This is a genomic window from Pseudomonas sp. 10(2024), assembly GCF_045164175.1.
Lineage (GTDB): Bacteria > Pseudomonadota > Gammaproteobacteria > Pseudomonadales > Pseudomonadaceae > Aquipseudomonas > Aquipseudomonas alloputida.
In genome coordinates this window covers 2,881,855-2,900,520 of sequence record NZ_CP174006.1, presented here as the reverse complement: position 1 = coordinate 2,900,520, position 18,666 = coordinate 2,881,855, and the positions used below count along the sequence as shown (strand labels likewise).

The window sequence follows — 18,666 nt, the reverse complement described above, 5'->3', positions numbered from 1 at the left end:
GACGAAAGGAGGCTGGCATGCTTATCAGATGGAGTGGCAGTGGCTCGATAGCGAAGCGGCCGCCCTGCATTGCCAATCAGGTATCGGGCGCTGGGGCTGGGCCTGCCATGATGACGAGATGCCCAAGATGGTGCTTGCCTGCGCGGGCGATGTGCCGACACTGGAGGTACTGGCGGCGGTTACACTGCTGCAAGAGCAGGCTCCAGACGTGCGTGTGAGGGTGGTGAATGTCGTTGACCTCATGGCGCTGCAACAGTCGCAACAGCATCCCCGATTGATAAAGGTCAAACCCGGTGACAAGGCCGCTCGCGGTTGACAAATGTCAGGCTGCAGCGCACGCCACCAGCGATACTCAGCGTGTCCTGGCATGCAAGAGGGTACGGACATGCGACGTTATGTGCTTTGCGGGTGGGCAAGCCTGTTGCTGGTTACCGCGTCAGGCTGCACGGCGTGGCGCGCCGAGGAATACGATGCGCGCCTGGAGTCGGCGGAGAACAACGCCGCCACCGCAAGGTTGCGCGCCGATCAAGTGTGTTACCGCATCGATCTGGTCGAGCAGACCGCCAACGAGGCCCTGAGGCGGGCAACCCAGGCTCAGGACGAGGTGCGGCAACTGCGCCAACAGGCCAGACATTGAGCCACGCTGCAGGCGTTCGCACGCTTGATAAAAATCAAGCGCCAAGGGCGGCATGAACTGGATGCTGGCAGCAGCAGTCAATCACTGCCCGCCGAAAGCCCCCTCTCGATGCAACCCGAGCGACCTGAGTGATCAGGCCGGCCCACCGTTGGAGGTAATCATGAGCCACTATCAACGCCTGTTGCTGATCATGCGCCCAATGCTGCACCAGGCGGTCGCCCTGGAGCAGGCCGGTGCACTGGCCCGATCAGCATCGGCCAGCTTGCACATTGTCGCCTTGCTCGAAGCACTGGACAAACTCTGGCTACTGGAGTCCGGTAAGCACCAAACGGAGCGGGAGGCTTACCGGCACACTCAGCAGCAACAGCTGGAAACCCAGGCGAACGCGCTGCGTGCCTCCGGCGTGCAGGTGACGACCGAGGTGGCGTGGAGCAATGACCTGCAGGATGACATCCTGGAGCACGTCATGGAGATGCAACCGGACCTGCTGCTCAAGCAGGTCGAGCATGAGCCCGCGCTCAAGCGCGCCTTCTTCACCCCGCTTGACTGGCAACTGTTGCGCCACTGCCCGGTCCCGGTCTACCTGCTCGGGGCCAACCGGCCGACGTTGCCGCGCCAGGTCGTGGCGGCGGTGGACGTGGCCGACACCTCGGAAGAGGGGCAAGCCCGAAATGACAGCATCGTCCAGCAGGCCAGTGCCTTGGCCTTGCAGACAGGGGCGCAACTGGACCTGCTGCACGCCTGCGATCTGTCGATGGCCTACATGGGCGACATGGGCTATGCCGCCTGGGCCATCGGTGACATTGCCGAGCCCATGCGCCAAGGGCTGGAAGATGATTTCAGGAAACTGGCCGAACGCTTCGGCGCACCACCGGAACGCTGCCACTTCGTGCTCGGCCGCCCGGTCCCGGTGCTCAGCGAATACGTCGAATCACAGCCGGTGGACGTACTGGTCATGGGGCGACCAATTGCACGGGGGCTGGACCGTCTGTTCGGCAGTACCACCGAGCATGTGTTGTACCAGGTGCCTTGCAATATTCTGGTGGTGTAGGGCTGTGCGGCTGACGACGACTGCAAGAACGACGAACGGTTGGCGACGGGTAGTCAGTAGCTCAGCACCACCCGGTGCAAGGTAGCGCCTGGAGGCCTTGATTCTCAATCCTGACGAGAAGGCCCCGCACCCGGCCGTTGAATCAGGCGGTATCGCCTGTTCGGCCGTGTCGCACCACCTCCACGCAGAATTGCCCTTCGTAGGGGGGCACATGGCATTCGACGATATCCTGCGCCGCGACCTGCAGATGAATGCCGACGATATCGGCATGCACCGGTTGGCGGCAGACGTGGCGGTCGACGAGCACCGCGCTGATGAGGTGGCGCGCACCCAGTTCGGCGAGGTAGGCGCAGGTGCGTAGCAGAGAGTGCCCTTCGTAGAGTACGTCATCGACCACCAGCAAGGTGGTTCCGGCAAGGTCGAGCTTGGCGAGTTCCGGGTTTTCGGTGAGTTGAGTATGCGCATGCAAGAGGCTCAGGTCGTCTGCATAGCGCTTGACCTTGATCGGGTAGAGCGGCAATGGCGCAGCACCGTTCAGTGCTTGCAGGTGCAGTTGCAGACGCTGCGCCAGCGGCTCACCACGCCGCTGAATGCCTACCAGCGCGACTTCAGACGTAGGCAAGCAGGCCATGGCCTGGCGGGCCATCGAGCGCAGCACACTGTCCAGATCGTCTTCGTCATACAGGCGAACCCTCGATGGAGCGGGGCGATTCATGGTGTTTTTCCTCTATTGGATATCACTCTGTTCGGGAGCCTACCCGGGCACCTTGAGGTGGGCTTGATAAAAGCCAAGTGATCGAATCGAAAACAAGCCCGTTTTGTGCATCACATGCGATAAGCCGTGATTATTCCACCTGAGGAAATGTTTGCAGGAGGGGTTTGCTATCGCCATAATTGGTACGTAATTACATGTTACATAACACAGTACAAAATCGTAGGAGCAAGCATGGCCCGTGGCGGTATCAACAAGGTGGTAGTGCAGCAGGCGCGTCAGGCACTGATCGCCCGGGGTGAGAACCCCAGCATCGATGCCATACGTATCGAGTTGGGCAACACCGGCTCCAAAACCACGATTCACCGCTACCTGAAGGAACTGAACGGCCAGCAGCCGGTGGCGTCCGAAGGCGGGGTGGCGCTGAGCGATGTGCTGAGCCGCCTGGTCGGGCAACTGGCAACGCAGCTGCAGGACGAGGCCGACCTGAAGATCGAGCAGGCCGAGAGCACGTTCACTCAACAGCGCGAGCAGCTTGAGGCGCAGCTGGAAATTGCCCGGCAGGCACTGGCCGCAGCGCATCAGCAACACAAGATCGATGCAGCGGCATTGGCCGCGGAAACCGAAAAACTGCTGTCCACGCAAAGCACGCTGCAGGCCGAACAGCTGCGCAGTGCCAGCCTCAACCAGTCGCTGGGTGAGTTGCAGGTGCGCCTGGCTGACAAGGACGAGCAGGTCAAGTCGCTGGAGGACAAGCACCGCCATGCCCGCGACGCCTTGGAGCACTACCGCAATGCCAGCCGTGAACAGCGCGAGCAGGAACAGCGCCGCCACGAAGCGCAGTTGCAGCAGATGCAGGTGGAATTACGTCAGTTGCAGCAGGGCATGATCGTCAAGCAGGACGAACTTACCCGTTTGCACCGTGACAATGAGCGTCTGCTGGGAGAGCATCGTCAGGCGGCGAGCGAATGTCGGGCGCAGGATGAGTTGCTGGAACAACGCGATGCACAGATCCAGGGCCTGCGCACCATCCTGGCCCAGGCACAAGGCGCCAGCGAAGAGATGCGTCGGCAGCTGGATGTGCAAGCCCAGAGCCTTGAAGCCAGGCGCGACGTGTGTGCCGAGCAGGCGCGGCAGTTGCAGTGGCTTGAGGAGCAGTTGAAGGCGCGTGATGAGGCGCTGGCGCAGTGTCGGGCGCAATTGGCCTCGGTTGCAGATTAATCAAACTTTTCCTGGCGGGTGGTTTCTTCCTTAGACACTCACCGGAGACAACGCCATGCCTGGATCTCAACCGCCACACAAAGAGGGGCCTCATTCGGCCGAGCAGGCCGATAAAAAGGCAGACCTTGGTTTCGACCCCGACTCCCCGGATGCCGAAGACCCTCAAGTCGACCCACAGGGGCCGGCCAAGCCGCCTAGAGACATTGAGAAAAAGGAGTAAACCACGGCCTTGATTACTGGTCTCGTCGCCGGCAAGCCATGTGCGATCCCTTGGGAACCAGCTTGCCGGCGACGGTCACCACAGACGACTGTCAGCCTTCAGCGCGCCTGGCGGCCTCTACGCCCGCCGCCGACAGCTTGATCGGGTAGTGCACGCTGATCTGGTGATCACTGCTTACCGCCACGCTGCCGTCGTGAATCAAACCGGCTTCCTGCAACGTCTTGAGCATGCCGGCCACCGCCTTTTCGCCGCGGTAGTTGTCCAGCACTTCCTTGCCTAGCCCTTCGGGGTGCGCATGCAACAGGCGGGTAAGTACTTCGGTCTTCAATGCATCGTTACTCATATGCGGCCTCACTTGCCGTGCTTGGACTGAAGGGCTTTAGCCTGTTCCAGGTGCTGTTCGAGTTTGGGCAGCGTTTCGCTGGCAAAGGCCTTCAGCTCGGCCTTGTCGGACGATGCAGCCTCTTTCTTGAACAGCTCCACCGCTTTTTCGTGAGCGTCGACCTGGTTGTTGAGGTACGACTTGTCGAAGGACTCATCGCGCCACTCCAGGATCACTTTCTTGATCTTGTCGGTCATCGCGGCCTCATCCGGAACCGAAATGTCCAGTTTGCGGGCAATGTCGCCGAGTTTCTGGTTGGCCTGGGTGTGGTCGGTGACCATTTGCTGGGCGAATGACTTGATCTCGGCGTTCTGGCTTTTCTCCTGAGCCAGCTTGCCGGTCACCACTTCGGCAATGCCGGCCTCGGTGGCTGCATCGACGAAATCATCGGAAGTCGCGGCCATTGCGTGCACCGATGCCAGGCCCAACACCATGGAAAAACCAACGCGTCTGATGAAGAGACTATTCATGCTTCACTCCTTTAAACCGTGGCGCGACCTCAATGTCGCGTACGGTTGAGGGTGAAGGCGGGGCAAAGGTTTAATCTTTTTTGCCGCCGGTTCCGACCGTGCGACGCTGAACTATAGTGAAGACGGCGAACGCCGTAGGGCCAGGGATTCCAATGTGCGCAGCCAGGAAACAGGACGACGATGGGCTTTTCGCCATAAGTGGCGAGGGCCGCGCCGTGGCGCTGTTCCGCCTGGTACTGGCATTCATGCTGGTGGTGATGCTGGCATTTGTACTGGTGGAAGGTTGGCGCATCTGGCGCGACTATCGCTTTGCCTATAACAATGCCGAGAACATGGTCAGCAACCTGGCCCGGGCCACGGCGCAGCACGCCGAGGACGCTATCCGCCAGGTCGACGCCATTACCGCAGCCTTGGCCGAGCGCCTGGAAGGCGATGGTTTCGATCACATCGACCGGCCCCGCCTGCATGCCTTGCTGGCCCAGCAAAAACGCATCATGCCGCAGTTGCACGGGCTTTTCGTTTACGGCCCGGACGGCAGCTGGATCGTCACGGATCAGGCGGCCATCCCGCCCAAGGCCAATAACGCCGACCGGGACTACTTCGCCTATCACCGCAGCCATACCGACCCTGGTGTACATATCGGTTCGGTGGTGCGCAGCCGTTCCACCGGCGACCTGATCATTCCTATTTCCAGGCGCCTGGAGCATGCCGATGGCAGCTTCGCCGGCGTATTGCTCGGCACCATCAAAGTGGCGTGGTTCGTGCGTTACTACGGCGACTTCAAGATCGACGAACGCGGCGCGCTGGTGCTGGCCAAGCGCGACGGCACCCTCCTGGTACGGCGCCCGTTCGTGGAACAGGTGATAGGCCGAAGTCTTGCCAACAGTGAGATCTTCCGCAACCACTTGCCGTATGCCACAGAAGGGGTAGCCGAGGCGGTAGCGGTCGTCGACGGTACCCCTCGGCTGTATGGCTACCGCGCGTTGTCCAGCTACCCGTTGGTCGTGGAGGCGGGGCTGTCGCGTGAATCCATTGTCGCGCCCTGGCGGTACGATGCGATCAAGTCAGTGGCGGTCTTGCTGCTGTTGTTGGTGGGGCTGGCAGCGTTTGGCGGTGTGGTGCTGCGCCAACTGCGCGAGCGGATCGTGATCGAGCGGGCGCTGCTCCAGGCTCACCAGACGCTGAAAGCGTTGGCCTTGACCGACAGCCTTACAGGGCTGGGTAACCGTCGGCGGCTGGATGGCGTGTTCGAACCTGAACTGCGCCGTGCACGGCGCCAAGGCTATCCCCTGGCACTGGTGATGCTGGACCTGGACTACTTCAAGGCCTACAACGACCACTACGGTCACCCGGCTGGCGACCAGTGCTTGCGACGCTTTGCCGAGGTGCTGCAACAGGCCTTGAAACGGCCGGCCGATCTGGCGGTGCGCTATGGTGGGGAGGAATTTACGCTGTTGCTGCCCGATACCGATGGCCGTGGCGCGGAACTGCTGGTGCAGGAATTACAGCAGCTGTTGCGCCGTCAGGCGCTGGAACATGCCGCCAGCCCATTGGGAAGGGTGTCGTTCAGTGCCGGGATCGCGGTGGTCGACCTGGCGCGGGAGGGGGGCACTGCCGAGGCGCTGGTCGCGGCGGCTGATGGGGCGTTGTACCAGGCCAAACAGCAGGGGCGAGATGGGTATTGCGTGGCCGGAAGTGTGGCGGCAGGGCAGAATTGCTGACCTGGCTGGAGATCGCGGGGGCGCCATGCGGCGCGATGAAAACTAGAGCCCCACGTTCAGACGCATTGCACAACGCCCGAGAAAACCGTGAGCATGCTCGCTGGCCAGGATGCCACGGAGTCGTTCGCAAAGCCGGCTTTCCTGAAGCATCTCAAACCCGAAACGGGCATAAAACGGCGCATTCCAAGGCACATCCACAAAGGTGGTCAGCGTCAGCTCGCCTACACCGGCGCAGCGCGCTGCATCGACCACTTGCTGCAGCAACCGGCGCCCGACACCTTGCCCTTGGGCCTCCTGGCGCACCGATATTTCATGGAGGTGCAATGCCTGATCCGCCAGCCGGGCGCATGCAAAACCCACAATGCGCCCAGTCGCGTCCTGCGCCACCCAACTACCCCCTGCCTCGACGAAAGCCCTGTGCGCCGCGCAATCCATGACGTCGCCTTGCGCGAGCCAGGCCAGTGCCGGCCAACTGGCAAAGGCCTGGGCTGCCGAGCGCTCGACGTCCGGCAGCCACGTGATGTCTGGTTCAAGGGTAGGGCGGATAAGCATGAATCACTCCTGTCGTTCTAATCCGTCGCCAGCACCTGCGGCTGCAATTGCCAGCGCACCGAGCTTACACCTTTCTCCAGGCTGACCCTGCTGACCAGGCGCTCCAGTTGCGCCGGCGCCTGCGCGGTGCCCAACAGCTCGGCGCGCACTTCCAGGCGCGCAGGGTTGTCCAGGTCCTGGCTCTGCAACGACTGCAGGCGCAGCTGTGGATCGCCCAGGCTGTGCAGCATCAGGCTACGCACCTGGATCTCGTCCTCGCCGCGGCAGACGATACGGACTTCGAAGTGCTGTTCCACCTCGCTGGCCGGCACCACGTCCTGACGATCCAGGCGCTGGGCGATATCACGCAACAGGATGTTGGCGCAGAGCACCACCAGGCTACCCAGTGCCGCCTCCATCATCAGCCCGAGGCTGCACAGCACGCCGACCGCAGCCGTGCACCACAAGGTGGCCGCGGTGTTCAGGCCACGTACATTGAAACCATCGCGCATGATGACGCCACCGCCGAGAAAGCCGATGCCCGACACCACATAGGCTGCGACCCGCGACGCATCGGCAGGCGCCATGCCTGGCACCGCCTGGGTCATCAATACGAACAGGCAGGCACCGGTACTGACCAGCGCATTGGTGCGCAGCCCGGTCAGGCGTTGGCGCAATTGCCGTTCGGCACCGATCAGCGCCCCCAGCACCAGGGCAATGCTGACGCGCAGCAGAAATACTTTCCAATCCATAGCAAACCTCTTCCGCAGGCACACGCCCGCATGAACGCCATCAGTTGGCGCGGTTGAAATAACCAGAAATTGCGCAGGACCACGCGGAGGGAAGGAGAAGCGGGGGTTACAGGAAACCACCGTCTTGCCAGAGCGGCCAGACAGGGCAGAACACTGCCGGGCTAGCGCGCCACGCGGGCCTGTCGCAAGCGACTGGGGCTACTGTCCAAGGCAGGTCTCCTGTTGAGGAAGGCAAAATTGCGTCGCGGACCATACGCCGCAGGGCAGAGCAGGTCAAGGGCAAAGACATGACAATGGCTTCATCCGGGAACGGCCTGCTGCCGGTCACGCCCACATGGAAAAAACCCTGGGCAGCCGGTAACCTTGCGCCTTCCTTTGCCATCACCCGGACCGTTCCATGCTGTTCAATCTCGCCATATTGTTCGGCACCCTGGTGGCCATGGAGGGCGTTGGTACGCTGGCTCACAAGTACATCATGCATGGCTGGGGCTGGTGGCTGCACCGATCGCACCATGAGCCACACCTGGGCATGCTCGAAACCAACGACCTGTACCTGGTGGCCCTGGGGCTGATCGCCACGGCGCTGGTGGCGCTGGGCAAAAGTGGTTATGCGCCTTTGCAGTGGGTAGGCGGTGGTGTGGCAGGCTATGGTGCACTGTATGTACTGGCCCACGACGGTTTCTTTCACCGGCACTGGCCGCGCAAGCCGCGGCCGGTCAACCGCTACCTGAAACGCTTGCACCGCGCGCACCGCCTGCACCATGCGGTAAAGGGGCGCACGGGGAGCGTGTCGTTCGGGTTCTTCTATGCGCCGCCGCTGAAGGTGTTGAAGCAGCAATTGCGCAGCAGGCGCAGCCAATCGTGATGCATCCCTGGCACGCCCGGCACCTGCCGGGCACCGGGTGACGTCAGTTCACGGTTTCACCCTTGGGCTCTGCCGCCACATGCCCCCGGCTCACCCACCAGCCAAACCCGGCCGCGGTAAAGAACATGATCAAGCTGTACAACGCAGCCGGCACCGCCATGGTCGCGTTGTTCAGCAGCGAAGGGCTCAACGCCAGGGCAATCGCCAAGGTCCCGTTATGGATGCCAATTTCCATACCAATGGCAATCGCCTGGCGCTTGGGAATGTTCAACAGCCGCGGCACCCAATAGCCCACCGTCAGGCTCAGCAGGTTGAACAGCAGCGCCGCCAGGCCCACCACCGGTGCGTACTCGACCACTGTCTGCCAGTCCTTGGCCAATGCCAGGACGATGGTGAAGGCCAGGAACAGCGCAGCCACCAGCTTCATCGGTTTTTCCATGCGCGCAGCGAACGCCGGGGCGAAATGGCGAATCAGCATGCCCAGCGCCACCGGCAGCAAGACGATGGCGAACACCTGCATGACCTTGGCGAACTGCAGTGGGATAGCCTGGTCCGAGGCCATGAACCAGCTCAGCGACAGGTTCACCAGCAACGGCATGGTCAGGATCGCGATCAGTGAGTTGACCGCCGTCAGGGTGATGTTCAATGCCACGTCACCGTGGGCCAGATGGCTGAACAGGTTGGCCGTGGTCCCGCCCGGCGAAGCAGCCAGCAGCATCAACCCCACTGCCAGGGCAGATTCCAGGCCAAAGCCGTTGGCGATCAGGAAGCACACCAGCGGCAACAGCAGGATCTGGCACACCAGGCCCACCACCACGGGCTTTGGATACTTCACCACGCGAGCGAAGTCAGCCAGGGTCAACGACAACCCAAGGCCAAGCATGATGATGCCCAGGGCAAGCGGCAGAAACGCAGTGAGCAGGGGCGAGGCGGTCATGAGTGGTCTCTCGGGCGAAGGATCTGAAGCAGTGTAGGTCGGCCTTGATTGATAGCTAATTGCAAAGGGCCAGCTCTTGGTAACCGTTTGTTACCACGTGCAGCGGCTGGCGAGGCTGCATGCCGCATTGCAGCAGGCATGCAGGCGAAGTAGCATTCCGTTTTTACCTTAGGATTAGCCTGATATGCCGTTCCAGCAAGGTCTGCTTGCCACCCCGGTGCCGGCCCACGCCCGTCACCTGTTCTTCACCCTGCAGTCGCCCGAGGCGTTGCCTGCCGCGCTGGATGCCTTGCTGCCGCAGGTCGATGGCAAACAGTTGCTGCTGGGCGTAGGCGCCCCCTTGGCCAAGGCCCTGGGCCGGGAAATACCAGGCCTGCGCCCGTTCCCGCTTCTGGATGCCGCGGTTGAGAACCCCAGCACCCAACACGCCCTGTGGCTGTGGCTGCGTGGCGACGAACGTGGCGACCTGCTGCTGCGCGCCCAGGCCCTGGAGCAGGCGCTGGCACCCGCCCTGAGCCTGGCCGACAGCGTTGATGGCTTCCTGCACCGGGGCGGCCATGACCTTACCGGTTATGAAGACGGCACCGAAAACCCGACAGACGAAGAGGCGGTGCAAGCGGCCATTGCCGCAGATGGCTCCAGCTTTGCCGCGTTCCAGCTGTGGAAGCACGATCTGCAATACTTCAAGTCGCTGCCCCAGGCAGACCAGGACAACATCATCGGCCGTCGCTTGAGCGATAACGAAGAACTCGACGACGCCCCCGCGTCCGCGCACGTAAAGCGCACCGCCCAGGAAAGTTTTGAACCCGAGGCGTTCATGGTCCGTCGCTCGGTATCCTGGGCCGACCAACGCGGCGCCGGCCTGGCTTTCGTCGCCCTGGGCAAGAGTTTCGAGGCATTCGAGGTGCAGCTGCGGCGCATGAGTGGCCTGGAAGACGGCATCATCGACGGGCTGTACCGCTTTAGCCGCCCGCTGACGGGGGGCTACTACTGGTGCCCGCCAATGAGCGAGACGGGTGTCGATTTGAGCCCCTTGCTGGGGGCCTGATCTCTAAACATCCGGATACTCTCTAAACATCCGGATACAGAAACACCCGCAGGCGAGGGATGGAGCGGCTAGCCTTGAAAGTTTCCGATTCATGACGGGAGATTTTCCATGTACGCACGTCGTGAAGTCCTACGCGCAGGTGCAACATTGGGATTGCTGGCCGCCGCCAGCCCTTGGCTGCACGCTGCCGTGCCGGCGGGTTTGCTTGCGCGCAAAGTCCCGTCCACCGGTGAAGCGTTGCCGGTGATCGGTGCCGGTACGTCGGGCAGTTTCGAGGTAGAAAGCGGTTCGCCCCAGTACCTTCAACTCAAAACGGTGCTCAAGGCATTTTTCGACGGCGGCGGCCGGGTGATCGACACCTCGCCCAACTACGGGGGCGCCGACAGCATTCTCGGCCAGTTGCTGGAAGAGGGCGGCTGGCACCGCCAGTGCTTCCTTGCTACCAAGATCGCCGCCAATAGCCGGGCTGAAGCCCAGGCGCAGTGGGCCGGCAGCCTCAAGAGCCTGCGCACCGACAAGGTCGACCTGCTGCAGATTCACAACCTGCGTGACTGGCAGACGCAGCTGCCTTATGCCCGCGAGCTGAAGCAGCAGGGCGGGACACGTTATGTCGGCATCACCCATTACCTGAACAGTGGCCACGACGACGTCGCCCGTATCGTGCGCAGCGAGCCGCTGGACTTCATCCAGATCAACTACTCGGTCAACGCGCCGGACGCTGCCCGGGAACTGCTGCCGCTGTGCCAGGACAAGGGCGTTGCGGTGTTGATCAATCGGGCCTTCGACGATGGCCGGCTGTTCGCCCGGGTCAAAGGCCAGGCCTTGCCGGGCTGGGCCGCCGAAGCAGGCATCGGCAGCTGGGCACAGCTGTTTCTCAAGTTCGCCCTCAGTCACCCGGCAGTGACCACGGTCATACCCGCTACCAGTCGGCCTGACCGCCAGCTCGATCAGCTCAAGGCCGGGCATGAGCCAATGCTCACCCAGGCGCAGCAACAGGCGCTGATCACACAGTTTGCCTGACGCCATGCAAGCCTGGCGGCGGCGCCTGGACCGAGGGCTGAACATCCAGCCTGGTGAGGGGCCGGCGGTCATCGCCGGCTTGCTGCTGTTCTACCTGCTGTTCACTGGTTACTTCATGCTGCGCCCGGTACGCGAAACCATGGGCGTTGCCGGTGGCGTGGAAAACCTGCAGTGGCTGTTCACCGGCACCTTCCTTGCCACGTTGGCGTGCCTGCCGCTGTTTGGCTGGCTGGCCTCCAGGGTGCAGCGCAGGCATATCTTGCCTTGGACCTATGGTTTTTTCGCCAGCAACCTGTTGCTGTTCGCGGCACTTTTAGCCGGTAACCCTGACAATCTCTGGACCGCCCGGGCCTTCTACATCTGGCTGTCGGTGTTCAATTTGCTGACGATCTCGCTGGCCTGGAGCGTGCTCGCCGATCTGTTCTCCACCGCCCAAGGCAAGCGGCTGTTCGGCCTGCTGGCAGCCGGGGCCAGCCTGGGCGGGCTCAGTGGCCCCGTGCTTGGCACGTTGCTGGTGGCGCCGCTCGGCCATGCCGGGTTGCTGGTGCTGGCGGCGGTGTTTCTGATGGGCAGTATCGGCGCGACACTGTTCCTGCACCGCTGGCGAGCACGCCAACCCATTGCGATGCAAACCAAACACCAGGACGCGCGGCGACTGGGTGGCAACCCGTTTACCGGCGCCACCGCCGTCCTGCGCTCGCCCTATCTGCTAGGCATCGCTTTGTTCGTGGTATTGCTGGCCAGCGTCAGCACATTCCTGTACTTCGAGCAGGCGCGTATTGTCAGCGAAACCTTCACTGACCGCACCCGGCAGACACAGGTGTTCGGCCTGATCGACACGGTTGTGCAGGCCCTGGCCATCCTCACCCAGGTCTTTCTTACCGGGCGTCTGGCCCGTCGGCTGGGAGTCGGTGTGTTGCTGGTCGCAGTGCCGCTGGTGATGGCTGCCGGCTTCTTGTGGCTGGCACTGGCCCCGGTGTTCGCCCTGTTCGTGGTGGTGATGGTGGTGCGGCGGGCAGGTGAATACGCATTGGTGCGGCCAGGGCGGGAGATGCTGTTCACCGTGCTGTCCGCCGAGGACAAGTACAAAGCCAAGAACTTCATCGACACCGTGGTCTACCGTGGCGGCGATGCGCTGAGCGGCTGGGTCAAGCGTGCGCTGGACGTGATGGGCGAACACCCGCAATTGGCGATGCTCATCGGCGCATTGCTTGCCGTGGGCTGGGGCGCGACGGGCGCTTGGCTGGGCCGCCGGCAGGCGCGCATGGATAGCCCGCCGCACCACTGACACGCGCACCAAATATGGCGATGCCGCTTATTTAACGCCACCGGTCCGAACCTCTCCTAATAAAGCGAATCTGCCGATATCGCCGAACTCCGAATCTGTGTACGGCATCTTGCCGTGCATTCCGAAGTCATATGAGGTTTGAACACCATGGCCACTAAAGACAACAGCCGCACCGGCAATCAACAAGGCAGCCAAGGCGGTAACAAGAACCCGGGCAATTTCGCCAATGACCGTGAAAAAGCCTCCGAAGCCGGTCGCAAAGGCGGCCAGTCCTCGGGCGGCAACATGCCCCACGACCGCGAGTCGGGCCACAAGGGCGGCCGTTCGTAACTGACCGAGGCGCAGTGCCGGGGCGACCTGGCACTGCAATTATCCAAGGGGGTAATCCATGCGCCTGACTCCACTGATCATCCTGATGGGTTCGCTGAGCTTGGTCGGCGGTTGTTTCGACCGCGACAATGACCACCCCGGCAAAGATTCGGACCCCAGCAAGCCTTCGCTGCAGATGCAGCAACCGGATAACAAGCCTGCGCCGCAGCCTGCGCCCGACCCCGAGCCGATGCCGGGGCAGAAGCCGAGCCAGTAAGTAGACAAGGAGCACGGCATGACGGTGATGAACCGCAATACTGCAAGCGCTGCGCAAGTGGCCGCCGAATCGACCAGTCTGCGACAACGCTATGAAACAATGCTCGCAGGGCAGGATGCTGGCAGCGCCTCATGGCTCGAGGAACAACTGGCGGGTGCCGCAAACATGCAGGACGACTTGCCAGACACACCGTCCGAGTTGCCCGACTGGAGCAGAAAGCATACTGCCAAGGTCGCCGAGGCCTATACCCGTTACCTGGCACAACGCCGTCAAGGCATGCCACGCCGTTACTTTTCCAACCGCGCCCACGCATTGTGGTTCCTGCAACAGGTTGCGCCGACCAAGGCCGTCGACGGCGCCTGGCTACAGGGCACCCTTCATCACTGGCGCGATCCACGTTACCACGGGCTGATTCGCACTTACCTGGAAGAGCTCGGCAACGGCGACCCACGCTGCAACCATGTGCTGATCTATCAGCGTCTGCTTGGTCGCCTGGGTTGCGTAGAGGCCATGCCCCTGGATGACATGCGATATCTGCAAGGGGCGATACAACTTGCCCTGGGGCAGCATTGCGACACTTACCTGCCAGAGTTAGTTGGCTACAACCTCGGTTATGAGCAGCCACCGCTGCATCTGCTGATCACCACGTACGAGCTGGCCGAGCTGGGCATCGACGGGCAGTATTTTCAGCTGCACGTGACCATCGACAATGCCGCCAGCGGCCACGCGCGCCTGGCAATCCAGGCATTGAACCAGCTAACCCCCCCGCGTGACCCCCAGGGGTTCTACGCCAGGGTGCGCCGCGGCTACCGTCTGAATGACCGGGGTATCGCCACGCCAGACCTCATCCGCCAGTTCGACCTGCAAGGCGAACTGTTCGCAGCCTTGGAACGCAAGCGGGTATACGGCCAGTTCATGCATGCCGACCATTGCCGCCTGCAGCAGCGCACGATCAATCAATGGCTGGCCGAACCCGGCGCCATGCCCGCATTCGTTGCCGCATTGCAGGCCCATGGCTGGATCCGCAGAGGGCAACCGCCGGCTAACAGCCGCTGGTGGACGCTGATCGAGGGGCCGTCTGCGGCGATGTTCGGTGTATTCAACGCCTATGAAAAACAGCTTTGGCATGACTGGATCGCCGACGACTGGCGGCCGTCCATCCGCCGCGTGGCCCCTGGCAGTTGGGGGCTGCCGGAGGTGCATGAGGAAATACCCGGCGACGCCTTGAATGTGGCCCCCGAGGCCTTGATCCAGCGGATGGCTGGCAACCGCCACGCCACGCCGGACGGTCTGTCTGCCACGCGCGCCTACATGCGCTTAAACGGGCTGCGCCAGGAGGAACCGCGTTGATGATGCTCGCGCCCAGGCAAATCGAGGCAGACCAGGCGTTGCTGCAACTGGGACAGCGCCTGCGTGCCGATGGATACCGCTTTACCTGCGTAACGCCCGCCACCCACGCGCGCGTCAATGCCCGCGTGGGCTGCGGGCAGGCCAGCACCCTGCGCGATGTATTCGGCTGGAGCCGGCCTTTCGACCCCGGTTTGCTGTCGGCAGATCAGTTGCAGTTGCTCGAACGTGCGCAGGCGTTAGTTGCGCAGGGTGAACTGCTGACCAGCACGGTACGCTGGTCCAGCCTGGATGAATTTCTTTTGCTGCATTCGGCGTTTCCAACCGACGCCAGCGATGCCGTGTTCTTCGGCCCGGACAGTTACCGCTTTGCCCAGGTCATTCACGAGCACCTTCAGCACTGCCCCGCGCGGGTCGAGCATGCAGTGGATATCGGCTGTGGCAGCGGGGTGGGCGCCTTGCTGATTGCCCGCGCCGCCCAGCACGCTCAGGTCAGCGCCGTTGACATCAACCCCCTGGCACTGCGCTATACGGCAATCAATGCAGCCTTGGCGGGTGTGAGTAACCTGTCGGTCGAGCCCAGCGACTTGCTGGACGGTATCAGCGGCACGTTCGACCTGATCGTTGCCAACCCGCCCTACATGCTTGACCCCAACGCCCGCCTGTACCGTCACGGCGGAGGCGCGCTAGGCGTCGACCTGTCGCTACGTATCGTGGAGCAGGCTCGCGATCGGCTGAGCCGCCACGGTACGTTGCTGCTATACACAGGCGTGGCCATTGTCGAAGGCCGCGATGCCTTGCTCGAAGCCATCCGCCTGCGCCTGGCCGGTCAGGATTGGGCCTGGGTGTATCGGGAAATCGACCCCGATGTATTTGGCGAGCAACTGGCTGAGCCAGGCTACGAACAGGTCGAGCGCATCGCCGCCGTGGCGCTCACCGTTACCCGTAACTGCTGAGGCAGCATGGTCCGGCCCTGCGCCGGTCAAGTGCTTCACGACAGCACCCGCTCGCCAAAGGTGATGGTGGAGGCGGGACTTGCATTTAGGCTGTGTTGACCGACAATGGCCGCGCCCTTTGCAGCCACTCGGAAACACCTGCTCCATGATGCTTATCAAGCAATTCCCCGACATTTCCCTGGATGACACGCTGTTCGTCTTTGCCCTCGAGGCCGAGGCTGGCGATGTCTTTACCGAGGTGAACACCGTGTTCACCGGCATTGGCAAGGTCAATGCCGCTATCGCCCTGACCAAGGCGATAGCCAGGCGCAGGCCCAAACTTATCGTCAACTTGGGCTCGGCTGGCAGCCAGCGTCATGGCAAGGGCGAAGTCGTGTGCTGTAACCGCTTCGTTCAACGCGACATGGATGTGACCCCACTGGGCTTTGCCCGTTATGAAACGCCCTTGTCCGACACCCCGGTGGTACTCGAGCACGGGGCGGCAATACCCGGCCTGGCTGTGGAAACCTGTGGCAGCGGTGACAGCTTCGAGATCAACCATGGCGACGCGCCTTATGACGTGATCGACATGGAAGCCTATGTGCTGGCATTGATCGCGCGTGACGAAGGTATTCCGTTCGTGTGCCTTAAATACATTTCCGATGATGCCGGCAGCGATGCTGCGCAGGATTGGGCAGTGCAAGTGCACCAGGCGGCCGAAGCGTTCAAGCGGGTGCTGTTCAGCCAAGCGTGACGGTTGCCGCAGGGCAGGGCAGCTAAACCTTTGTCGCCCGGCGCAGTCACTTCTGGTATCAGCAGGCAACCCTGGGAGCACCCTCATGGCTCGGGCAATCTGGAAAGGCGCCATCAGTTTTGGCCTTGTGCACATCCCCGTGGCACTCAATACCGCCGTGCGCACCGAGCGCGTGGACTTCGACTGGCTGGACAAGCGCAGCATGGAGCCGGTCGGCTACAAGCGGGTGAACAAAGTGACCGGCAAGGAAATCGACAAGGACAATATCGTCAAGGGCGTAGAGTTCGAGAAGGGCCGCTATGTGGTGATCAGTGAGGAGGAGATCCGCAAGGCCCGGCCCGAAGCGACCCAGACGATCGATATCTTTTCCTTTGTGGAAGCGGGCGATATTCCGCTGCAGCATTTTGATACGCCGTACTACCTGACCCCGGACCGCCGTGGCGGCAAGGTGTACGCCTTGCTGCGCGAGACGCTGGAAAAGACCGGCAAGGTGGCACTGGCCACCGTGGTATTGCATACCCGGCAGCACTTGGCGCTGCTGCGGCCGCTGGACCAGGCGCTGGTGATGATCACCTTGCGCTGGCCTGAAGAGGTGCGCGGGCTGGAAACGCTGGAGCTCGATGCCAGCGTGACCGACAGCAAGGTGGAGAAGCGTGAGCTGGAGATGGCCAAACGCCTGGTGGAGGACATGAGCGGGCCCTGGAAGCCTGAGGATTATCACGACGCCTTCCGCCAGACGATCATGGACCTGGTGGAAGAGAAGGCCAGCAAGGGCAAGATCGAGGCGGTGGAGAAGGGCGACGCAGGGGCGGCCGAGAAAGGTGCGGACATCCTCGACCTGACCGAACTGCTCAAGCGCAGCCTGGGTGGCAAGAAACCGGTGAAGAAAACGCGCAAGGCTTCATGAATACCGCCGAAATCCATTGATTTCAGGACTGCGCCTGCAACCCGGCCAGGTAATCACCAAACCCCTCGCGGGCGCGGCTGTCGCGCCGGCTGCTGGTGGCCACGCTATGCCTGGCGGTCCAGACGATCTGGGCGCCGCTGGCCTGCAGGTCGCTGACCAGTTGCACATCCTCATGCGCCGCCAGGGGCTGGAAGCCACCCACACGCTCGTAAGCATCGGCACATACCCCCAGATTCGCGCCATGCACATGCCGATGCCCTTCACACGCCTGGTAGCGGCTCTGGTACAGCTTGCGCAGCGCGGCGGTCTGCCAGGGTTGCCAGTACTCGATATGCACGGTGCCGCAAACCACCTCGGCGCTACAGGCCAGCTGCGACAGCAGCCAGTGCGCCGGGACCCGGCTGTCCGCATCGGTGCACGCCAGCCATGTGGCGCCACGCTCGACCATGTGCGCGGCCCCCACACGACGTGCCATGCCGACATTACCGGCTTCCACCTCCAGCATGTGTACACCGAAACGCCGCGCCACGGCGGCGCTGCCGTCGCTGCAACGGTCCAGTACCACCAGCACTTCCACGTGCAGTCCCGCTTGCTGCGCCTGCCGGGCAGCCACCAGCACCGCCCGCAGGCATCGCCCAAGGCGGCGGGCTTCGTTATGCGCCGGGATGACAACGGCGATCATGGGCAAGTCTCATCGAGATCGACGACGCTTGGCTGGCATGACCAGTACTCCAGCAAAAAGTCCGCCTCCTCATGCCGAAACTGCTGATGCAACGGCAAATGCCGGGTCAATAGGCGGTGCACTTCGCGGCCGTCCTGCGGGCAACCCGCGATAGGGTGCTTCCAGTGGCAGGCCAGCAGCGCACCGTCGTAGCTGAGGCTGGCCACCGATTGTTCGATGACCTGCAGCCAGTCAGTGGGATCGAGGTAATAGCCCACCTCGCTGAGCACGATCAGGTCAAAGCGCCCGCCTGGCCAGTCCCCCGGTAACCGGGCCAGTTCGACCGAAGCATTGTGCAGATGCGTCAGGCGTTCCCGGGCCAGGCCTACGGCCGTGGGGTCCAGGTCCTGGCACAGCAGGTCGGCGCAGCGTTCGGCCAGTAGCGCACTGAGCTCGCCATTTGCACAGGCTGGCTCGAACACGCGCTGATAGCACTGGCGTGGCAGGCTGGCCATCACCAGCTCGCGTTTGCGCCTCTCGTACCAGCGGGTGCGAAAGGCCCAAGGGTCTTCATTGGTGGCGTATAGCTCGGCGAAATACTGTGGATCGAGGCTCATGACA

22 protein-coding genes and 2 pseudogenes are annotated in these 18,666 nt (G+C 62.6%); 16 read left to right on the top strand and 8 right to left on the bottom strand.

Annotation, left to right across the window (positions count from 1 at the left end; translation table 11 throughout):
• Nucleotides 1-25: 25 nt before the first annotated feature.
• From ACI7M0_RS12910 to ACI7M0_RS12900, 3 genes and pseudogenes are all read left to right on the top strand, one after another.
• A pseudogene (locus ACI7M0_RS12910) lies at nucleotides 26-271 on the top strand (phosphoketolase); the annotation flags it as partial.
• A gap of 114 nt (nucleotides 272-385) precedes the next feature.
• Nucleotides 386-637: a hypothetical protein gene (locus tag ACI7M0_RS12905; protein WP_010954120.1), complete on the top strand. Its 252-nt coding sequence runs from the start codon at nucleotides 386-388 to the stop codon at nucleotides 635-637.
• 160 nt (nucleotides 638-797) lie between these two features.
• Complete coding sequence (locus ACI7M0_RS12900; RefSeq protein WP_129931748.1) at nucleotides 798-1,688, top strand: universal stress protein; 891 nt, start codon at nucleotides 798-800, stop codon at nucleotides 1,686-1,688.
• A 142-nt stretch (nucleotides 1,689-1,830) separates the two neighbouring features.
• Here ACI7M0_RS12900 and ACI7M0_RS12895 read toward each other — a convergent pair whose 3' ends face one another.
• A complete protein-coding gene (locus tag ACI7M0_RS12895) occupies nucleotides 1,831-2,403 on the bottom strand; it encodes a bifunctional pyr operon transcriptional regulator/uracil phosphoribosyltransferase (protein ID WP_010954122.1) in 573 nt (190 codons plus the stop codon).
• 231 nt (nucleotides 2,404-2,634) lie between these two features.
• Between ACI7M0_RS12895 and ACI7M0_RS12890 the strand changes: the two genes are divergently transcribed.
• Both ACI7M0_RS12890 and ACI7M0_RS12885 read left to right on the top strand, forming a co-directional pair.
• Nucleotides 2,635-3,621, top strand: a complete 987-nt coding sequence (locus tag ACI7M0_RS12890; RefSeq protein ID WP_010954123.1) for a DNA-binding protein — start codon at nucleotides 2,635-2,637, stop codon at nucleotides 3,619-3,621.
• A 55-nt stretch (nucleotides 3,622-3,676) separates the two neighbouring features.
• Nucleotides 3,677-3,841, top strand: a complete 165-nt coding sequence (locus tag ACI7M0_RS12885) for a DUF6021 family protein (RefSeq protein ID WP_010954124.1) — start codon at nucleotides 3,677-3,679, stop codon at nucleotides 3,839-3,841.
• Between the two features lie 91 nt (nucleotides 3,842-3,932).
• Here ACI7M0_RS12885 and ACI7M0_RS12880 read toward each other — a convergent pair whose 3' ends face one another.
• Both ACI7M0_RS12880 and ACI7M0_RS12875 read right to left on the bottom strand, forming a co-directional pair.
• A complete protein-coding gene (locus ACI7M0_RS12880) occupies nucleotides 3,933-4,184 on the bottom strand; it encodes a hypothetical protein (protein WP_004374436.1) in 252 nt (83 codons plus the stop codon).
• Nucleotides 4,185-4,192: 8 nt separating this feature from the next.
• Complete coding sequence (locus ACI7M0_RS12875) at nucleotides 4,193-4,693, bottom strand: DUF4142 domain-containing protein (RefSeq protein WP_010954125.1); 501 nt, start codon at nucleotides 4,691-4,693, stop codon at nucleotides 4,193-4,195.
• Nucleotides 4,694-4,845: 152 nt separating this feature from the next.
• Between ACI7M0_RS12875 and ACI7M0_RS12870 the strand changes: the two genes are divergently transcribed.
• Nucleotides 4,846-6,414 (top strand): sensor domain-containing diguanylate cyclase, encoded by a 1,569-nt coding sequence (locus ACI7M0_RS12870; RefSeq protein ID WP_064492026.1) that lies wholly within the window; start codon nucleotides 4,846-4,848, stop codon nucleotides 6,412-6,414.
• A gap of 42 nt (nucleotides 6,415-6,456) precedes the next feature.
• Here ACI7M0_RS12870 and ACI7M0_RS12865 read toward each other — a convergent pair whose 3' ends face one another.
• Nucleotides 6,457-6,966 (bottom strand): GNAT family N-acetyltransferase, encoded by a 510-nt coding sequence (locus tag ACI7M0_RS12865; protein ID WP_129931749.1) that lies wholly within the window; start codon nucleotides 6,964-6,966, stop codon nucleotides 6,457-6,459.
• A gap of 17 nt (nucleotides 6,967-6,983) precedes the next feature.
• On the bottom strand, nucleotides 6,984-7,697 hold the full coding sequence (locus ACI7M0_RS12860; RefSeq protein WP_004374444.1) for an MgtC/SapB family protein: 714 nt from the start codon (nucleotides 7,695-7,697) through the stop codon (nucleotides 6,984-6,986).
• 397 nt (nucleotides 7,698-8,094) lie between these two features.
• Here ACI7M0_RS12860 and ACI7M0_RS12855 point away from each other — a divergent pair, with 397 nt between their 5' ends.
• The gene (locus ACI7M0_RS12855) at nucleotides 8,095-8,562 is read left to right on the top strand and encodes a sterol desaturase family protein (RefSeq protein WP_004374446.1); all 468 of its coding nucleotides are present in this window, start codon (nucleotides 8,095-8,097) and stop codon (nucleotides 8,560-8,562) included.
• Nucleotides 8,563-8,605: 43 nt separating this feature from the next.
• Here the strand turns inward: ACI7M0_RS12855 and ACI7M0_RS12850 are convergent, their stop codons facing one another.
• Entirely contained in the window at nucleotides 8,606-9,499 is an 894-nt protein-coding gene (locus ACI7M0_RS12850) for a bile acid:sodium symporter family protein (protein WP_012052327.1), read from the bottom strand.
• Nucleotides 9,500-9,683: 184 nt separating this feature from the next.
• Between ACI7M0_RS12850 and ACI7M0_RS12845 the strand changes: the two genes are divergently transcribed.
• From ACI7M0_RS12845 to ACI7M0_RS12805, 9 genes and pseudogenes are all read left to right on the top strand, one after another.
• Complete coding sequence (locus tag ACI7M0_RS12845; protein ID WP_129931750.1) at nucleotides 9,684-10,547, top strand: Dyp-type peroxidase; 864 nt, start codon at nucleotides 9,684-9,686, stop codon at nucleotides 10,545-10,547.
• A 108-nt stretch (nucleotides 10,548-10,655) separates the two neighbouring features.
• Complete coding sequence (locus ACI7M0_RS12840; protein ID WP_129931751.1) at nucleotides 10,656-11,567, top strand: aldo/keto reductase; 912 nt, start codon at nucleotides 10,656-10,658, stop codon at nucleotides 11,565-11,567.
• 4 nt (nucleotides 11,568-11,571) lie between these two features.
• A complete protein-coding gene (locus tag ACI7M0_RS12835) occupies nucleotides 11,572-12,855 on the top strand; it encodes an NTP/NDP exchange transporter (RefSeq protein WP_129931752.1) in 1,284 nt (427 codons plus the stop codon).
• A 204-nt stretch (nucleotides 12,856-13,059) separates the two neighbouring features.
• A pseudogene (locus ACI7M0_RS12830) lies at nucleotides 13,060-13,185 on the top strand (general stress protein); the annotation flags it as partial.
• A 58-nt stretch (nucleotides 13,186-13,243) separates the two neighbouring features.
• A complete protein-coding gene (locus ACI7M0_RS12825) occupies nucleotides 13,244-13,441 on the top strand; it encodes a hypothetical protein (protein ID WP_020190830.1) in 198 nt (65 codons plus the stop codon).
• Between the two features lie 18 nt (nucleotides 13,442-13,459).
• Nucleotides 13,460-14,791 carry an iron-containing redox enzyme family protein gene (locus ACI7M0_RS12820; protein ID WP_129931753.1) on the top strand — a complete coding sequence of 444 codons (1,332 nt, stop codon included), beginning with the start codon at nucleotides 13,460-13,462 and terminating at the stop codon, nucleotides 14,789-14,791.
• The gene (locus ACI7M0_RS12815) at nucleotides 14,791-15,744 is read left to right on the top strand and encodes a class I SAM-dependent methyltransferase (RefSeq protein WP_129931754.1); all 954 of its coding nucleotides are present in this window, start codon (nucleotides 14,791-14,793) and stop codon (nucleotides 15,742-15,744) included. Before ACI7M0_RS12820 ends, ACI7M0_RS12815 begins: the two co-directional genes overlap by 1 nt.
• 145 nt (nucleotides 15,745-15,889) lie before the next feature.
• The gene (locus ACI7M0_RS12810) at nucleotides 15,890-16,477 is read left to right on the top strand and encodes a nucleosidase (protein WP_129931755.1); all 588 of its coding nucleotides are present in this window, start codon (nucleotides 15,890-15,892) and stop codon (nucleotides 16,475-16,477) included.
• 85 nt (nucleotides 16,478-16,562) lie between these two features.
• Nucleotides 16,563-17,384 carry a Ku protein gene (locus ACI7M0_RS12805; RefSeq protein WP_108190835.1) on the top strand — a complete coding sequence of 274 codons (822 nt, stop codon included), beginning with the start codon at nucleotides 16,563-16,565 and terminating at the stop codon, nucleotides 17,382-17,384.
• A 22-nt stretch (nucleotides 17,385-17,406) separates the two neighbouring features.
• Here ACI7M0_RS12805 and ACI7M0_RS12800 read toward each other — a convergent pair whose 3' ends face one another.
• Nucleotides 17,407-18,066: a glycosyltransferase family 2 protein gene (locus ACI7M0_RS12800; RefSeq protein ID WP_029615402.1), complete on the bottom strand. Its 660-nt coding sequence runs from the start codon at nucleotides 18,064-18,066 to the stop codon at nucleotides 17,407-17,409.
• The gene (locus tag ACI7M0_RS12795) at nucleotides 18,063-18,662 is read right to left on the bottom strand and encodes a bifunctional 2-polyprenyl-6-hydroxyphenol methylase/3-demethylubiquinol 3-O-methyltransferase UbiG (RefSeq protein ID WP_129931756.1); all 600 of its coding nucleotides are present in this window, start codon (nucleotides 18,660-18,662) and stop codon (nucleotides 18,063-18,065) included. The genes ACI7M0_RS12800 and ACI7M0_RS12795 overlap by 4 nt, the downstream gene beginning before the upstream one ends.
• Between the last annotated feature and the right edge of the window lie 4 nt (nucleotides 18,663-18,666).

Coding starts and splice junctions, on each gene's coding strand:
- ACI7M0_RS12860 (WP_004374444.1), bottom strand. CDS start 7,697: ATGGATTGGAAAGTATTTCTGCTGCGCGTCAGCATTGCCCTGGTGCTG.
- ACI7M0_RS12815 (WP_129931754.1), top strand. CDS start 14,791: ATGATGCTCGCGCCCAGGCAAATCGAGGCAGACCAGGCGTTGCTGCAA.
- ACI7M0_RS12865 (WP_129931749.1), bottom strand. CDS start 6,966: ATGCTTATCCGCCCTACCCTTGAACCAGACATCACGTGGCTGCCGGAC.
- ACI7M0_RS12880 (WP_004374436.1), bottom strand. CDS start 4,184: ATGAGTAACGATGCATTGAAGACCGAAGTACTTACCCGCCTGTTGCAT.
- ACI7M0_RS12840 (WP_129931751.1), top strand. CDS start 10,656: ATGTACGCACGTCGTGAAGTCCTACGCGCAGGTGCAACATTGGGATTG.
- ACI7M0_RS12800 (WP_029615402.1), bottom strand. CDS start 18,066: ATGATCGCCGTTGTCATCCCGGCGCATAACGAAGCCCGCCGCCTTGGG.
- ACI7M0_RS12900 (WP_129931748.1), top strand. CDS start 798: ATGAGCCACTATCAACGCCTGTTGCTGATCATGCGCCCAATGCTGCAC.
- ACI7M0_RS12905 (WP_010954120.1), top strand. CDS start 386: ATGCGACGTTATGTGCTTTGCGGGTGGGCAAGCCTGTTGCTGGTTACC.
- ACI7M0_RS12805 (WP_108190835.1), top strand. CDS start 16,563: ATGGCTCGGGCAATCTGGAAAGGCGCCATCAGTTTTGGCCTTGTGCAC.
- ACI7M0_RS12875 (WP_010954125.1), bottom strand. CDS start 4,693: ATGAATAGTCTCTTCATCAGACGCGTTGGTTTTTCCATGGTGTTGGGC.
- ACI7M0_RS12855 (WP_004374446.1), top strand. CDS start 8,095: ATGCTGTTCAATCTCGCCATATTGTTCGGCACCCTGGTGGCCATGGAG.
- ACI7M0_RS12885 (WP_010954124.1), top strand. CDS start 3,677: ATGCCTGGATCTCAACCGCCACACAAAGAGGGGCCTCATTCGGCCGAG.
- ACI7M0_RS12895 (WP_010954122.1), bottom strand. CDS start 2,403: ATGAATCGCCCCGCTCCATCGAGGGTTCGCCTGTATGACGAAGACGAT.
- ACI7M0_RS12810 (WP_129931755.1), top strand. CDS start 15,890: ATGATGCTTATCAAGCAATTCCCCGACATTTCCCTGGATGACACGCTG.
- ACI7M0_RS12835 (WP_129931752.1), top strand. CDS start 11,572: ATGCAAGCCTGGCGGCGGCGCCTGGACCGAGGGCTGAACATCCAGCCT.
- ACI7M0_RS12825 (WP_020190830.1), top strand. CDS start 13,244: ATGCGCCTGACTCCACTGATCATCCTGATGGGTTCGCTGAGCTTGGTC.
- ACI7M0_RS12870 (WP_064492026.1), top strand. CDS start 4,846: ATGTGCGCAGCCAGGAAACAGGACGACGATGGGCTTTTCGCCATAAGT.
- ACI7M0_RS12890 (WP_010954123.1), top strand. CDS start 2,635: ATGGCCCGTGGCGGTATCAACAAGGTGGTAGTGCAGCAGGCGCGTCAG.
- ACI7M0_RS12850 (WP_012052327.1), bottom strand. CDS start 9,499: ATGACCGCCTCGCCCCTGCTCACTGCGTTTCTGCCGCTTGCCCTGGGC.
- ACI7M0_RS12795 (WP_129931756.1), bottom strand. CDS start 18,662: ATGAGCCTCGATCCACAGTATTTCGCCGAGCTATACGCCACCAATGAA.
- ACI7M0_RS12845 (WP_129931750.1), top strand. CDS start 9,684: ATGCCGTTCCAGCAAGGTCTGCTTGCCACCCCGGTGCCGGCCCACGCC.
- ACI7M0_RS12820 (WP_129931753.1), top strand. CDS start 13,460: ATGACGGTGATGAACCGCAATACTGCAAGCGCTGCGCAAGTGGCCGCC.